The 12,223-nt window shown below is 59.7% G+C and carries 11 protein-coding genes and 1 pseudogene; 5 read left to right on the top strand and 7 right to left on the bottom strand.

Translation table 11 applies throughout. The annotated features are described in order from the left end of the window. The first annotated feature begins 85 nt into the window (after window positions 1-85). Window positions 86-853, top strand: a complete 768-nt coding sequence (locus P346_RS18155) for an arylamine N-acetyltransferase family protein (RefSeq protein WP_032657633.1) — start codon at window positions 86-88, stop codon at window positions 851-853. A gap of 23 nt (window positions 854-876) precedes the next feature. Here P346_RS18155 and P346_RS18160 read toward each other — a convergent pair whose 3' ends face one another. The 4 genes from P346_RS18160 to P346_RS18175 form a co-directional block, all read right to left on the bottom strand. Further along, window positions 877-3,954, bottom strand: coding sequence for an efflux RND transporter permease subunit (locus tag P346_RS18160; RefSeq protein ID WP_032657631.1), 3,078 nt, complete (start codon window positions 3,952-3,954; stop codon window positions 877-879). After that, complete coding sequence (locus P346_RS18165; RefSeq protein ID WP_032657629.1) at window positions 3,951-5,099, bottom strand: efflux RND transporter periplasmic adaptor subunit; 1,149 nt, start codon at window positions 5,097-5,099, stop codon at window positions 3,951-3,953. The genes P346_RS18160 and P346_RS18165 overlap by 4 nt, the downstream gene beginning before the upstream one ends. Window positions 5,100-5,177: 78 nt before the next feature. Next, complete coding sequence (locus tag P346_RS18170; protein ID WP_032657626.1) at window positions 5,178-6,374, bottom strand: sensor histidine kinase; 1,197 nt, start codon at window positions 6,372-6,374, stop codon at window positions 5,178-5,180. Then, window positions 6,371-7,066 carry a response regulator gene (locus P346_RS18175; RefSeq protein WP_029739347.1) on the bottom strand — a complete coding sequence of 232 codons (696 nt, stop codon included), beginning with the start codon at window positions 7,064-7,066 and terminating at the stop codon, window positions 6,371-6,373. The genes P346_RS18170 and P346_RS18175 overlap by 4 nt, the downstream gene beginning before the upstream one ends. A 124-nt stretch (window positions 7,067-7,190) precedes the next feature. On the opposite strand from P346_RS18175, the gene P346_RS18180 reads away from it, so the two are divergent. Beyond that, entirely contained in the window at window positions 7,191-7,976 is a 786-nt protein-coding gene (locus P346_RS18180) for a MipA/OmpV family protein (RefSeq protein ID WP_032657623.1), read from the top strand. An 83-nt stretch (window positions 7,977-8,059) separates the two neighbouring features. Here P346_RS18180 and P346_RS0121430 read toward each other — a convergent pair whose 3' ends face one another. Both P346_RS0121430 and yajD read right to left on the bottom strand, forming a co-directional pair. Beyond that, window positions 8,060-8,257: a hypothetical protein gene (locus tag P346_RS0121430; protein ID WP_233456510.1), complete on the bottom strand. Its 198-nt coding sequence runs from the start codon at window positions 8,255-8,257 to the stop codon at window positions 8,060-8,062. 52 nt (window positions 8,258-8,309) lie between these two features. After that, window positions 8,310-8,657 carry an HNH nuclease YajD gene (gene yajD / locus P346_RS18185; RefSeq protein ID WP_003857471.1) on the bottom strand — a complete coding sequence of 116 codons (348 nt, stop codon included), beginning with the start codon at window positions 8,655-8,657 and terminating at the stop codon, window positions 8,310-8,312. A gap of 178 nt (window positions 8,658-8,835) precedes the next feature. Here yajD and P346_RS18190 point away from each other — a divergent pair, with 178 nt between their 5' ends. Beyond that, on the top strand, window positions 8,836-9,861 hold the full coding sequence (locus tag P346_RS18190; RefSeq protein WP_032657621.1) for an LLM class flavin-dependent oxidoreductase: 1,026 nt from the start codon (window positions 8,836-8,838) through the stop codon (window positions 9,859-9,861). Between the two features lie 28 nt (window positions 9,862-9,889). Next, window positions 9,890-10,837 carry a zinc-dependent alcohol dehydrogenase family protein gene (locus P346_RS18195; RefSeq protein WP_032657619.1) on the top strand — a complete coding sequence of 316 codons (948 nt, stop codon included), beginning with the start codon at window positions 9,890-9,892 and terminating at the stop codon, window positions 10,835-10,837. A gap of 3 nt (window positions 10,838-10,840) precedes the next feature. Here P346_RS18195 and P346_RS18200 read toward each other — a convergent pair whose 3' ends face one another. Further along, the gene (locus P346_RS18200) at window positions 10,841-11,875 is read right to left on the bottom strand and encodes an AI-2E family transporter (RefSeq protein ID WP_032657616.1); all 1,035 of its coding nucleotides are present in this window, start codon (window positions 11,873-11,875) and stop codon (window positions 10,841-10,843) included. A 133-nt stretch (window positions 11,876-12,008) separates the two neighbouring features. Here P346_RS18200 and P346_RS23705 point away from each other — a divergent pair. Beyond that, window positions 12,009-12,179: pseudogene (locus P346_RS23705) on the top strand (protein YdgV). Window positions 12,180-12,223 lie beyond the last annotated feature (44 nt).

Raw genomic sequence — 12,223 nt, 5'->3', positions numbered from 1 at the left:
CAGGCTAATTTTCGATAAAACTGACTATACAGCCATTGATGCGCGCCATCTATAGTGTCCGGCATGTTCAGGACAAGGAGGCATTATGCACAGCGATAACTTCAACATTTCCACCTATTTCAACCGCATAAACTATACCGGACCGGCGGCTGCCGATACGGCCACCCTGCATGCGCTGATGCGTCATCAGCTCTTTTCCGTTCCCTTTGAGAATCTGGACGTGCAGGCGGGCAAAATTGTCTCGCTGGCGCCAGACGATATCGCCGATAAGGTGTTAACGCAGGGGCGCGGCGGCTACTGCTATGAGGTAAACGGGCTTTTTGCCATGGCGCTGGCGGCGTTAGGGATACCTTACCGCTTCGTGGCGGCGCGCCCGATGTTCTACCCCGCGCGGCGGCCGAAAACCCACATGGCGATCGTCGCTGAGGTAGATAGCCGACAGTGGCTTTGCGACCTCGGTTTCGGCAGCTACGGCATTCGTGCGCCGATGGCGCTGGACGCGCTTGATGTGGATATCACGCAGGATTTCGACACGTTCCGGCTAAGCCGCAGCGCGGAGGGTGAGTATCTGCTTGAGGCGAAGGTGGAGGGAGAGTGGGCCCGGCAGTACGGCTTTGATCTCACCCCTCAGGAATGGATTGACTTCGTTCCGGCCAACTACCTTAACTCCACGCACCCTGATGCCATCTTTGTGCAGAAGCGGGTGGTGGTGCAGCACAGCCCGGAGGGACGCCAGATTTTACTGGGCGATATGCTGAAAACCATCACGGCGAACGGCACTGAAACGCGGCAGCTGGCGGAGGATGAAATCCGCCATGTCCTGAAAGACCGTTTTGCGCTGACCGCCGCATAATCGGCCGGGGAACGAGGGGGGCCTCAGCGCAGTCCGTCTTCTGTGGCGTTGCGCTGAGCGCCCCACTGTAGCAGCAGGCTAAACGACGCGGGTAACACTGTCAGCGTCACCAGCGTCGCGACCAGCAGCCCGCCGATAATCGCATAGGCCATTGGCCCCCAGAAGACCTGATGAGAGATCGGGATCATGCCCAGAATGGCGGCGCAGGCTGTCAGGCAGATGGGTCTGGCCCGGTGCTCCGCGGCCGCCATAATTGCGGCATCGTTTGCCATCCCCTGAGCAAGATTGCTGTCAACCTCGCTAATCAATATCACCGCGTTGCGTACGATCATCCCCGCCAGGGCGATGACGCCCAGCAGCGCGACAAACCCCATCGGCGTGCCGCCGGGCAGCATAGCCAGCACGATCCCCGGCAAGCCAAACGGGGCCATCAGGAGGGCCAGCAGCATCCGGGAATATCGCCGCAGCTGAAGCATCAGCAGCAACAGCATGAGGACCAGCGTCACCGGAAGAACGGTAAAGACTGAGCTGTTCCCCTTATCTGATTCGGCAACCGCGCCGCCCTCTTCAATGCTGTAACCTGCGGGCAGGCTCGCGCGCAGCTTGTCGACCGCCGGACGAAGCGCCGCGGATACCGCTTCAGCCTTCAGCCCCGGAGCAAGATCCGTTTGCACCGTGATAAAGGGCACGCGCTGGCGACGCCAGATGACCGGGTCGTCCACGCCCCAGACCGGCGTCGCAACGGCGCTGAGCGGAATTTTTTTACCGTCATTCCCCTGAATCGTGAGCGAGGAGAGTGTGGCGGTGCTGTGACGCGCATCGTCCGTGGCCCGCAGCACCACGTCGACAAGGCGGTCGTTATCCCTGATAGACGTGACAACGCTGCCGGACCAGACGGTGTTCAGCGTGCGGGCGAGGCTTTCTGACGATATTCCCGCCGCCCTGGCCGCCGTCTGATTCACCTCAAGGGTTATGACCCTCTCCGGCTCTCCGGCCGTCTGGTTAACGTCGCGTGAGAACGGGGACTGGCCAATCGCGTCCGTGAGACGGTTCGCCAACGCCCGGACCTGCAGATAATCTGGCCCGCTCACCCGGTATTTGATGGGCCAGCCGACGGGCGGCCCCAGCTCAAGGGGCGACACGCGCGTGATGATGTCGCTAAACTGCGTCGCCAGGATCCTGTTGAGCTGCGCATGCAGACGATCCCGCGCCTCAAGATCCTTAGCCACCACGACCATCTGGGCGATATTTTCATTTTCCAGCAGCACGTCCATCGGCAGGTAAAAACGGATGGCGCCCGACCCGACGTACGTCGAATAGCGATTGATGTTGCCGTTGCCGGCCAGCGCCTTTTCCAGCTTTTCCACCTCTCTTAACGTTTCCGGCTGCGACGCGTTGGCCGGAAGCGTCAGGCTGACCAGCAGCTCAGGCCGGTCCGAAGCGGGGAAAAACTCGCCCTGCATAAACGTCGTGCCGTACACGGACAGCCCCAGCGCGGAAAGAGCGAGCAGCACGGTAGCGGCCCGTTGACGCAGTGCCAGACGTAAAAGCCGTCCGTACCCGCGCGCGATCCTGCCGGGTCCCGCCGCGTGATGTCTGACTTTTTCCGGCAGCAGCCACGTGCCCGTCAGCGGCGAAAACAGGATCGCGACAGCCCAGGAGCAGAGCAGGGCAATGAGCACCACCGCAAACAGGGAAAAACAGTATTCACCGGCGCTGGAGGCCGCAAAACCAACGGGAATAAAGCCGGCAATCATCACCAGAGTACCGGTGAGCATCGGGAAGGCCGTCGTTTTGAATGCATGGGTAGCCGCGTGCCGACGGGAATCCCCCGCCTCCAGCCGGGAGACCATCGTTTCGACGGCGATCATGGCGTCATCCACCAGCAGGCCCAGGGCAATAATCAGCGCCCCGAGCGAGATACGCTGAAGGCCAATACCTGCGAGCATCATCCCGGCAAACGTCATGGCGAGCACCAGCGGGATGGCCGTCGCCACCACCAGTCCGGCCCGTAAGCCCAGTGAGACAAATGAAACCGCCAGCACGATAATAACGGCTTCGATAAGCACCCGGATAAACCCGCTTACCGCGTCGCTGACCACCGCTGACTGATCGGCGACTTTCACCATCTCGATACCGTGCGGCAGCCCGACGCTGAGGGCCGCCATTCTGGCGTTCAGCGCCGCACCGAAACGCAGCATGTTGCCCGTTGGCGCCATCGACACCGCCAGCCCGATAGCCGGCTTGCCGTTCACCCGGTAGGCCGGGGCCGGTGGCTCGGCGATTTCCCGGGTGACGGTGGCAATGTCGGTCAGCGGAATGTAGCGATTGTTTACGTGCAGCGTGACGGCCCGTAAACTCTCTTCGGTCGTGAGCGCCCCGCTGACCTTTATTGCCATGTTCTCCTGCCCGGTACGCAGTGTTCCTGCCGGAACAACCGCGTTTTGCGCCCGGAGGGCGTCAGCAATCTCCTGAATATCGAGCCCCATCCCGGCCAGGCGCGCCGGAGAAAAGGCGAGGACCCACTGCTCCTGCTGTTCGCCCAGCTGGGTGGTTTTGCCCATATCCGGCAGGGACATCAGCTCGCGCCGTATTGTCTCTACGCGATCCCGCACCTCCCGCAGGGTGAAGCCCTCGGGAATAAAGGCATAAATTGTGCCGAACGTGTCGTCAAACTCGTCGTCCACGGCAGGGCCCTGCACCCCTTCAGGCAGGGACGGCGCGATGTCCTGCATTTTTTTGCGAACCTGATACCAGATATCCTGCACGCGTTGCGGGGGCGTATCGTCACGGAGGTTGACGTGGATAACGGTGCGTCCGGCCCGGGTTTCACTTTCGAGATAGTCCAGCCAGGGCGTTTCCTGCAGCTTTTTTTCAAGCGTATCGGTCAGCAGGCGGGTGGTATCCGCCACGGAGGCTCCCGGCCACTGCGCGGAGACGACGGCCGTTTTAATGGTAAAAGCCGGATCTTCGTTACGCGGCAGCTTCTCATAGCAGAACACGCCCATCGCAATCACCAGCAGCATAAAAAAGCTGACCATCTGCTGGTTCTTCAGCGCCCAGGCGGAGAGGTTAAATTTGGCTTCCTGTCCTGTGTTCATGGCTGAACCTCTCCGACCATCACCGGCTCGCCGGACCGCAATGTGCTCACGCCCGCCGTAATCACCCTGTCGCCCGGCTCAAGGCCGGAGGCAATCATGACGGAGGAGGCCGTATAGCTCGCGGGCACCACCGCGCGCAGCTGCGCCCGCGACTGCGGGGTAATCACAAAAACGGCCGGTTTGTCGCCAATGCGGGTCAGCGCGGACGCGGGAAGGGTGTACCCCTGCGGGGCTGACGATGGCAACGTGACGGTAACGCTGGCGCCCAGCGCCATGGCCGCGGGCGGGTTTTGCAGGGTGGCCCTGACGCGCCAGGTGCGGGTCTGAGGATCGGCCTGCGGGGTGATATCCCGCAGCACGGCAGACGCCTGTACCGACGGGTCGCTGAGGAGGGAAACCTGCAAAACCGCCTTATTCAGAGGCGGGATCGCATCCGGAGTGGCAATATCAAACGCCACGTCGCGGGCTTCACCCGTTGCCAGCGTCAGCACGGACTGACCGTCGCTGACAACCTGTCCCGCAGAGGCGTTCACGGCCGTGATGACGCCCGCCTGCGGCGCGATCAGGCGCGTCCAGCCGAGGCTTTCGCGGGCATTTCGCCGCGCGGCCTCGCTGCTTTTTAAGCGCGCGCTGGCGACAAGCCAGTCCGCACGGGCGCTGTCGAGCTGCGTGCGGGCTATCGCACCCGTTGGCATGAGCTTTTGCATTCGACTGACGTTAAGCGCGGCGACCTGCGCCGAGGCTTTGGCGCCTTCATAGTCGGCCTCAGCGCCGTCGAGCTGGTTTTGCCCGGTCGTGTTGTCAAGCGTGGCCAGCAGCTGTCCGGCGGTGACACCGTCACCAATATCGACGCTACGCGTCAGTATCCGGCCCCCGGTGCGAAAGCTCAGGGTCGTTTCATCGTGGGCATGGATCTCACCGGTTCTTTCCAGCGCGGGAAGGGTTTGGGCGGTGCCAACCACGACGTAGCGTACCGTTCGCACAGGATCGGGCTTATTTTCGTGTTTATCACCGCAGCCGGTCAGCGGAAAAATCGCCAGCGCAAGCAGGGCCAGGGGAAGAAAATGCAGCCAGGAAAGGGTGCGCGCCACGCCGTACAAATGATGCAGGCAGTGGCGGAGGGAGAGAAAAAATTCGTCTGACATAACGCCGCTCCATAAAGGGAATGGCGTTATTAAATGCGGGCTACGTCGAGAAAGATTCGATGTTCTGTCAAGGCTTTATCAAGAGTGGAGATTTTCATTACCGGACGGGTGCCAGGGCAATAAAATGCGCACGGCAAGGCCGCCGCTTTCCGGTAACGACGCGCTAATCTCACCCCCATGCGCCTGACAAATCGCCCGGGCGATGGACAAGCCGAGGCCGCTGCCGCCGGAATGCCGCGCGCGGGACTGCTCCTCGCGGCTAAAGCGTTTAAACATTTCCGGTAGGAACTGAGGCGATACCCCCGGCCCGTCATCGGTAAATTCGAGGGTGTAATGACCGCTGGCGTAGTGCAGCGCCACCTCAAGATGGCCGCCATCGCGTCCGTAACGTAGCGCATTTTCCATGAGGATGGTAACAACCTGGCCCAGACGGAACGCATCGCCTCTGAAGGGACAGGTGCGCGGGTTGCGAAGCGTTATCCGGAAATGATGCGCATCAGCCTCGGGCATGATCCAGGCAGCCCGCTCCTGAATCAGCTCATCGAGACAAAACGGCTGGTCCTCCAGCACGAGGTTACCCGCGTCGGCGAGCGACAGAAGGTGAAGCTCATCGGTGAGGCGGTTGAGGTGCTGGAGCTGTTTCATCACCATGCCCAGCTGCGCCGGGCTGGCATCAAACACGCCGTCTAACATGCCCTGCAGACGCCCGATGGCGGCCGTCAGGGGCGAGCGCAGCTCGTGCGCCATCGCGACGTGCGAGGCGCGGAGCTCTTTTTCATAGCGGGCGAGTTGCCCCGTCATGGAGTTAAAGTCGGTCGCAAAGCTGACCATTTCAGCCGGCGCATTCTTGATAAGTTCCGCCTGGCGGCCAAACTGCCCGTCGGCGACATCCTTTGCCGCATCGCGAAGGCGGCTGAACTGCAGCGCAAGCGGCCGGGCGTGTTTGAGCCCCATCACCACAATAAACGGGATCATCACCAGCACCAGCAGGGCCACCGTAGCCCAGTCGGCTGAGGCGATAGACGGCGTGGAATAGCTCAGGCCCCACCAGGTGTCCACAATCGAGTGGAAGCGGGCCGGATTGGCCTGCGGGTTCTGGCTGAGCGTCAGAAACTCCTGGCGGACCGCCGCTGGCATCCTGCCCATTATCCAGTAGTTCTGAACCGCATAGCGCAGCCACATGCAGGTGGCAATGACGATCACGCTGCCGATAGCCAGCGCCAGGATACGCGCGCAAATCCAGCGCCACAGAGAGGAGTGCTGATTTTTAATCATGGCTGTCTGAACCTGTAACCCACGCCGCGAACGTTGATCAGCACGCCGGAGATCCCCGCCGCTTCCAGTTTTTTACGCAGGTTATAAATATGGGTGTCCACCACGCGCTCCAGCGCCTCGCTTTCCGGCAAACAGTGCTCCAGTAAATACTGACGGGAAAACGGGTGCGCAGGAGAACGCAGCAGCGTTGCCAGAAGCGAGAATTCCGTTGGCGTAAGATCGAGCATCACGGGCGCGTCGCCGCCGTTATCCACGCTCGCCACAATGGCGGCCACGTCCACCTCCAGCGTTTGCCAGCGAAGGATTGCTTCGTCCGTCTCTTTTTTACTGCTGCGCCGCAGCACCGCCTGCACCCGAGCCACCACTTCTCCCGGATGATAAGGTTTCACAACGTAATCATCGGCACCGTACCGCAGGGCGCCAATACGGTCGGGGGTATCCCCCATGGCCGTGACCATGATCACCGGCACGTCGCTTTTACGACGCAGGCCTGCCAGCACCTCGGTGCCGTTAAGCCCCGGCAGCATCACGTCCAGCAGGATGAGGTCGGGCTTCCACCGCTGCGCCATATCCAGCCCGGAATGACCGTCCCCGGTAATGGTCACGTCGTAATTTTCTCGCCGTAAATAGGCCTCGAGCACGCCAGCCGCATCGGCGTCATCTTCAATAATCAGCACTCTTCTGGACAACATCCGTTCACCTTGACCATTTCTTAACACTATCCCGACGATTCATTGATTCAGCCAAATCATACTGCGCCAACGTTGTGTGGCCGCCCCCGTATCAGGAGGCGCCAGCGTCCGTATGGAGAGCAGTATGATAGCGATAAAAAAAGTCCTGTATATGTCCGTCCCGCTTCTGATGGCCGTGAGTTCCGGCGTGCAGGCGGATGATGGCGCCGCGTCCGATTCCCTCACCGTCGGGCTTGGGGGGCAGTATGCCCCGCGTTACTCAGGCTCAGACAAGCAGGTGTGGCAGGTGGTTCCGGTGCTGCAGGGTCGTAAAGGCGCTTTCTTTATTGATGCGCAAAAAGGGGTGGGATATGACCTGCAAAACGACAGCGGCTGGTATTTCGAACACTCGCTGGGCTACGACTTCGGAAGGGCTGAGAAAAATTCTGGCTGGCGTGAGGGCGCAAACAATCTGAAAGGGATGGGGGACATCGATGCCACCCTGAATACCGGCCTTGCCGTGGGCTGGCAGGCCGCGCCCTGGCTGAGTGTGGAAGGCAAAGCGACGCTGCCGTTAACGGACAGCCAGGGGGCAAGCTATCAGGCTTCCGTTACGCTGATCCCGGTACAAAATAACCAGGACACGGTCGCCTTTCAGTCTGCTGCTCTGTTTGGCGACGGCCGTTATCTGAATACCTGGTATGGGGTCAGCGAGCAGCAGAGCCGCCGAACCGGCTATCGCCGCTATTCTGCGCCGGGTGGATTTTACAGCGTCGACACCAGTCTGACCTGGAGCCATCAGTTCGATGCCCACTGGGGGACGGTGCTGAGCGCGGACTATACCTGGCTGGGCGATCGTGCGAATGACAGCCCGATCGTGATGCGGCGTAATGAAGGGTCTGCAACCGCCGCTATCACCTGGACATTTTAACCAGGAAAGGATCAGGCAAAGAGTCCCTTAATAAGCATCCAGAAAAGTGAGAGCAGGCAGAGGAGTTGTACGGTTCGCAATGATCAGAGCTGAAAACGCCATTGATACCGCTCCCGGGCATCGGCTTCTGCGATCGGGCCAGCGGCATCAGCAGCGTTTTTCCCTGGGCGGCGCAGAATATCATGGCACAGCCAGACCAGAAGTATGAGGCTAAGTATTCTCGTGAAAAGTAAACCGTAGGCGGTATAAAACATATCCCAGTAGCAGCGGAGGGTGTCCATGGCCTTTATCCTTTCCTGAGCCGCCCATACGGCAGGTACGGGCGGTGAAAGATTATTTCTTCTTATCCATCATCGCTTTTAAATCGGCAAACGGGTTAAACGTGGCGACGCCCACGTCTTTTTGCGCGTCTTCCCCTGCGACCACGGTGGTGCCGTACTGATCCGCTTCGGTGTATTTCGAATGCTCGTGGTCGTGGCAAAACAGGCACAACAGCTCCCAGTTGCTGCCATCTTCCGGGTTGTTGGTATGGTCGTGATCGATATGGTGAACCGTCAATTCACGCAGATTGGAATAGACGAACTCCCGCGAGCAGCGTCCGCAGACCCAGGGATAGATTTTTAATGCCTTCTCGCGATAGCCGCTTTCCAGCCGCGCGTAGTTTTTAGGGATCAGAGCCATTGCCGGTTTTACCTGCCATGAAAAAAGTGGGGGATATTATATCCCATTATGAGGCGGAATGACGAACCACGCTATTCTGTCAATTTATTTGATGCTTTCCGTTAAATAAACGCCATTTATTCTCACCCGGTAATGCGTAAAGTAGGTACAACGCAAAGCATTATCAGGACACAGGGTTATGAAAAAGATCGGGTTTTTATCCTTTGGCCACTGGACGCCTTCACCGCAGTCCGGCACGCGCTCGGCGGCAGACACGCTGCTGCAGTCCATCGATTTAGCCGTGGCGGCTGAAGAGCTGGGGGCAGACGGCGCGTATTTCCGCGTGCACCACTTTGCCCGACAGCTTAGCTCGCCGTTCCCTCTGCTGGCGGCAATAGGCGCAAAAACGAAAACCATCGAAATCGGTACCGGCGTGATTGATATGCGCTATGAAAATCCGATGTACATGGCCGAAGATGCGGGCGCGGCGGATCTGATTTCCGGCGGTCGTCTGCAGCTTGGCATCAGCCGCGGCTCGCCGGAGCAGGTCATTGATGGCTGGCGTCATTTCGGCTATGTCCCGCAGGAAGGGGAAGACGAATCGGATATGGCGCGCCGTCATACCGAGGTGCTGCTTGAGGTGCTGCGCGGTGAAGGGTTTGCCAAACCTAACCCACAGCCTATGTTCCCGAATCCGCCGGGGCTGCTGCGCCTGGAGCCGTATTCTGAAGGGCTGCGCGAGCGTATCTGGTGGGGCGCCGGTTCAAATGCGACGGCCGTATGGGCCGCAAAGCTCGGAATGAACCTGCAAAGCTCAACCCTGAAGGACGATGAAACCGGCGAGCCGTTCCATATTCAGCAGGCAAAACAGATCCGCGCGTACCGTCAGGCCTGGAAAGAGGCAGGGCATACGCGCCAGCCGCGGGTGTCGGTCAGCCGCAGTATTTTTGCGCTGATGGACGACCGCGACCGGATGTATTTCGGTGCCAGCCGCAACGACAGCGATAGCGTGGGCTACCTCGATGAGAAAACGCGCGCCATCTTCGGACGCAGCTATGCGGCGGAGCCGGACAAGCTGATCGAACAGCTGAAAAAGGACGACGCGATCGCCGAAGCCGATACGTTATTACTGACCGTGCCGAACCAGCTGGGTGTGGATTATAATGCGCACGTGATTGAGTCTATTCTCAAACATGTCGCACCGGCAATGGGCTGGCGCGAGTAGTCGTTCCGCTATCAGCCGTGAGATCGTAATGGAAAATCTGGCCCTCCGGTATCGCCGTTTTGGCGAGCCAGAAACCGTTCTGCAACCTGAAACCGCGCCGCTGGGGGCGCTTGCGCCGGGTCATCTTCGCGTGCAAATGCTGTTTTCTCCGGTGAACGCGTCCGATCTCATTCCCATCACCGGCGCCTACCGCCACCGAACCCCGCTACCGGCGGTAGCGGGGTATGAAGGTGTCGGCGTTGTCACCGACGCGCCCGCGTCGTTTGCGCATCTGCTGGGTAAACGCGTCCTGCCGCTGCGCGGTCAAGGCACCTGGCAGCGCTATGTTGATTGCCCGGCAGAGTACGCCATCTCCGTTCCGGACGCTGTTGACGCACGTCTGGCCGCGCGGGCCTATATCAACCCGCTGGCGGCGCAGATGATGCTTACCCGCTATCCGCCTCAGGGTAAGCGGGTGCTGCTGACGGCTGCCGGGTCGGATTGCGCCATTCTGCTGGGGCAGTGGGCGCGTCAGGCGGGAGCGGAAGCGGTGTACGGAATTCACCGTTCCGCCGTTCACGCTGAACGGCTGGAGGCAATGGGGATCATTCCCGTCGCGCAGCATGACGCGCAGCGGATTGGCGCCGTCGCCGCACGTACCGACGTCGTCTACGATGCCACCGGCGGGCCGCTTGCGGAAGCGATCCTCAGCGTGATGCCCGAGCAGGGCATGTTTGTCTGCTACGGGCTGCTCTCCGGGCAAACGTTCAGACAGCAACGGCCCGCGCCGCGCGTGGCGTGGTTCCATATCCGAAACGGTCTGGATGCGCTCAGCGCTGAGGCGTGGCGCGCGGAGTTTGACCGCATCTGGCTTAATTTGCCCGCCAGCGGGTACAGCGACGTTACGGTGTATCCACTGGCGGAATGGCGGAGGGCGATCGGTACGTATCGCGAAGGGGGAAGGACCCGCAAGCCCCTCCTGTCGATGGCGGACTGACCGCTATTTGTGGCTCATATCGCTCAGCAGCACGGCGATGGTTTGCCCGCCCGCCGTCTGTTCAAGGCCAATCTTGACGATAATGGTCAGCGGGACGGAGAGCAGCATCCCAACGGGCCCGAGCAGCCAGCCCCAGAAAATCAGGGACAAAAAGACCACCAGCGTGGAGAGTCCCAGCCCTCGTCCCATCATGCGTGGCTCAAGAATGTTGCCGAACACCAGGTTGATGACCAGATAGCCGGCCAGCAGGATCAGCGCGTCATAAAGCCCGCTGAAAACCAGCACCTGAAGGATAGGGGGGATCGCCGCCAGCACGGAGCCGATGTTGGGAATGTAGTTAAGCGCAAACGCCAGTAACCCCCAGACAAACGCAAAGCGAACGTCCAGCGCCAGAAGCATCATCCAGACGACGCCGCCCGTGACCAGGCTAATCGCCGTTTTCAGCACCAGATAGCGGGAGACGCTGTCCAGCGCGCGTTGAATCGCTCCCATGCCTTCAACCGGACGGACCATCATCTGCTGCAGCTTTGCCGGCAGCTGCGGCACCTCCAGCAGCATGAACACCACCGTTAAAAACAGCAGGAAAATGGAGGTCATGGCATTGGAAAGCTGCGCCAGCAGGCTGGTGACGATCGTCATGGCCGCGTTGGGGTCGATATATTTCAGGAGCTCCTCAACCGAGACTTCGATACCCGCGCGCTGCAGCCAGGGTTCCAGCTGGAGCAGCGGTATCGCCAGCGAAGAGCGGTATTTCGGCAGCGTTCGCGCCAGCTCATTGAGCGAGGTCCCCAGATACGCCACCAGCAAGACCATCGCCACAATAATGATGCTGATAAGCAGCGTGATGGCCAGCACGCGCGGGATGCGCAGGCGCGTCATGCGCTGTACCAGCGGGTTAAGGATCACCGCAACAAACAGGGCCAGAATAAAAGGCACAATAATGTCGGCGGCAAAACGAACGCCTGTCAGTATGATCACCAGCATGCCCAGCATGATGACAATTTTTAACCCGTTCAGGGTAATAATGGGTTTAGCCATGGTGACTCCGAAATTTTCTTTATATTTATAATAAAGGTGAAAGGCATTGCAATAAACTAACCAAAATCAAACGGGATGGGTAAAGAATTGCAAAGACTTTGAGTAAAATCCTGGCTTATGGTACAAATCTGGTGTGTTTAACTACTGAGGACAATTTTCATCCGCAAAGACGAGAAGCAACAACGCGGATAATTGTAATTTTATGGACAATATGTTCAGGACGTACTCTTCAAACAATACCGCTGTATACTCCACCTCCTTCTGCCTGCTTTCTGGTGAGCAACACTGGCGCACCGCACTATAGTCATTTCTTCTGCCTGAGCTGGCGCTAAGCGCTTAGCTGTCTGA

The organism is Enterobacter sp. DC1 (genome assembly GCF_000568075.1).
In the GTDB taxonomy this organism is placed as follows: Bacteria; Pseudomonadota; Gammaproteobacteria; order Enterobacterales; family Enterobacteriaceae; genus Enterobacter; species Enterobacter asburiae.
The sequence above is the reverse complement of the archived record's forward strand: the minus strand, read 5'-3'. Positions and strand labels throughout refer to the sequence as shown.

Bases quoted from the DNA above. Each gene is read 5' to 3' on its own strand.
- yajD (WP_003857471.1), bottom strand. From the start codon at position 8,657: ATGGCTCTGATCCCTAAAAACTACGCGCGGCTGGAAAGCGGCTATCGC.
- P346_RS18165 (WP_032657629.1), bottom strand. From the start codon at position 5,099: ATGTCAGACGAATTTTTTCTCTCCCTCCGCCACTGCCTGCATCATTTG.
- P346_RS18155 (WP_032657633.1), top strand. From the start codon at position 86: ATGCACAGCGATAACTTCAACATTTCCACCTATTTCAACCGCATAAAC.
- P346_RS0121430 (WP_233456510.1), bottom strand. From the start codon at position 8,257: ATGGACACCCTCCGCTGCTACTGGGATATGTTTTATACCGCCTACGGT.
- P346_RS18180 (WP_032657623.1), top strand. From the start codon at position 7,191: ATGATAGCGATAAAAAAAGTCCTGTATATGTCCGTCCCGCTTCTGATG.
- P346_RS18195 (WP_032657619.1), top strand. From the start codon at position 9,890: ATGGAAAATCTGGCCCTCCGGTATCGCCGTTTTGGCGAGCCAGAAACC.
- P346_RS18160 (WP_032657631.1), bottom strand. From the start codon at position 3,954: ATGAACACAGGACAGGAAGCCAAATTTAACCTCTCCGCCTGGGCGCTG.
- P346_RS18190 (WP_032657621.1), top strand. From the start codon at position 8,836: ATGAAAAAGATCGGGTTTTTATCCTTTGGCCACTGGACGCCTTCACCG.
- P346_RS18200 (WP_032657616.1), bottom strand. From the start codon at position 11,875: ATGGCTAAACCCATTATTACCCTGAACGGGTTAAAAATTGTCATCATG.
- P346_RS18175 (WP_029739347.1), bottom strand. From the start codon at position 7,066: ATGTTGTCCAGAAGAGTGCTGATTATTGAAGATGACGCCGATGCGGCT.
- P346_RS18170 (WP_032657626.1), bottom strand. From the start codon at position 6,374: ATGATTAAAAATCAGCACTCCTCTCTGTGGCGCTGGATTTGCGCGCGT.